Source organism: Mucilaginibacter sp. P4_G9 (genome assembly GCF_056400985.1).
The window spans coordinates 1-1,669 of the sequence record NZ_JBFUKF010000684.1; the positions used below are offsets into that span (position 1 = coordinate 1).

At 45.5% G+C, this 1,669-nt stretch carries 1 protein-coding gene; it reads right to left on the reverse strand.

What is annotated here, in order from left to right; all coding sequences use genetic code 11:
• Positions 1 to 515: 515 nt before the first annotated feature.
• On the reverse strand, positions 516 to 1,669 hold a 1,154-nt coding region (locus tag AC1DPZ_RS26710; RefSeq protein WP_477409216.1), incomplete at its 5' end, for a sensor histidine kinase.

Consider the following 1,669-nt stretch of genomic DNA (forward strand, 5'->3'; position numbering starts at 1 on the left):
CCGTAATACTTAGCGGTAGACGCATATAAAAACTGAAGATCTAGTGTTTCTTTCAGCTTTCGGTATATATTGTCTGCCGGAACACGGTCGGACAATTGGAAATTGGTAAAGAGTTTCTCTTGATAGTGCTTCTTTCCTTGCATGACGTTAAGATACTAAAAATCAATATCTTAACATAAATTATTGCGAAATAGTTGACGAGTTGTGCAACAGCCACGTGTCGCGTGTGCCCCTCCAGCTACCGCAAGGGTTTTTCTCAGCTCCAGCTACCGCAAGGGTTTTTCATCAACTACCGCAAGCGTTTTTCGCTGCCGCGAGGCTCCAGCCTTGTGGCCCGCATGCTGAGTATTGAATATGCAAATCCCGGATGTTTTTTCATCCGGGATTTTTTGTATCTAAAATGTCGCGTTAAGGATTGGCGTGGATACCGGCCATTGCGCTTAAGGCCTGCAGGCGTATGAACAGAAAGCCTGGCCCCCGCTTCTACCAGCGGGGGAAACGCCCAAATATGTACATTAATCCTTACAGGGTAACTTAAAGCTAAAGGTACTCCCCTGGCCAATGGTGCTATCAAACCAAAGTTCGCCGTTTTGGCGTTTAACAATTTCGTTGCAGATATACAGGCCTATGCCTAAGCCGGGGGCGCGGTAAACATCATTAACCTGGTAAAAGCGTTCAAATATATAGGCTTGCTGTTCTTTGGGGATTCCCTGGCCAAAATCCTGGATGCTGCAGGTTAAATATTCGCAATCGCAGGTGAGCGAGATATAAACCTTATCGGCAGCAGGCGAATATTTAACTGCATTGTCAATTAAATTGGTTAGCAATTGTATGTAGCGGTTACGGTCGGCAAAAAACTTGCACGCATGATTTTCTTTGATGATAAGCCGGTGCGAGGGGAATATTAACTGTAAATCGCTTACTACTTCGGCAAGCAGCACATTAACTTCAAATTCGCTTTCGTTAAAGGTAAGTTTGCCCGATTCGATGCGCGAAATATCTAACAAATCCTGCACCAGGTTATCCAAACGGGCTATTTGCACGCGCATCCGGCTTAAAAAGCGCTGTGCCCGCGGATCGTTAACTGTTTCAGACCGGCTCAGCAATTGCTCGTAGCCCTTTATTGAAGTAATGGGCGTACGTAATTCATGACTAACCGTACTTATAAAGCCATCCTTTTGTATCTCGAGGTGCTTTTGCCTGGTGATATCGGTACATGAACCTACCAGGCCTATAAATTCGCCACCCGGCAAATGCCTGGGCGTACCCGATGCAATTACCCACCGTACCGAACTATCTTTAAAACAGATGCGGTAATCGATATGGTAAGCTTCCTGTAACAAATGTGCCTTATCATAAGCTTCGGCAACGCGCTGGCGGTCGTCGGGGTGAATTACGTTTAACCAGGTATCATTCAAACTATCCGAAGTAAATGCCGATGTCCACTCCTTCCATTTTTGATTTACATAAACTAATTTCCCCGATGCATCCGACATCCATAGCGCGGTAGGTGATGCCGTGGTTAAGGTCTCTAAAAGTGAATCCGTTTCGTCGCGGGCTTTTTGAAGCTCTATTTGCTGCGTAATATCCATCATTGAACCTACCATCCGTACCGCCTTATCTTCTGTAAATATAGTATAACCCCTATCCAGGATGTTTGCGTACGAAC